Source organism: Deltaproteobacteria bacterium CG11_big_fil_rev_8_21_14_0_20_49_13 (assembly GCA_002796305.1).
Taxonomy (GTDB): domain Bacteria; phylum UBA10199; class UBA10199.
In genome coordinates this window covers 16048-16393 of record PCWZ01000022.1, presented here as the reverse complement: position 1 = coordinate 16393, position 346 = coordinate 16048, and the positions used below count along the sequence as shown (strand labels likewise).

The 346-nt window shown below is 45.1% G+C and carries 1 protein-coding gene; it reads right to left on the bottom strand.

The features are described 5' to 3' along the window. Positions 1 to 337: hypothetical protein (locus COV46_01880; protein ID PIR18000.1), on the bottom strand; the 337-nt coding region annotated here is incomplete at its 3' end. Positions 338 to 346 lie beyond the last annotated feature (9 nt).

Here is a 346-nt window from a genome sequence, read left to right as displayed (position 1 = left end):
ACAAAATTGCCTTGTATCGCCCCTGAAATAAGTGGCCAACCTTTTTGTGCCTTCGATTGAACTTCTGCGTATAGGTGAATTGCAGCGACTGCATGATCCGCGACAAAGGAACTTCGCCGGTTTCAAGCAATAGATGTATGGGCACCTCTAAAAACCCCCGCTCATGGTGAGCCTGTCGAACCATGAAAATATAAACCCTTGATTTCCCGTACTCATCCTTCGACAAGCTCAGGATGAGCGGGGTGTTTAAGAGGTTTTTAGAGGTGCCCGTATGTGGTTCGGCATTAATACGTAGGCAAAAAGGACAAACTTGAACCTTTCTGGTGTTATCGAACATTTATGAAAA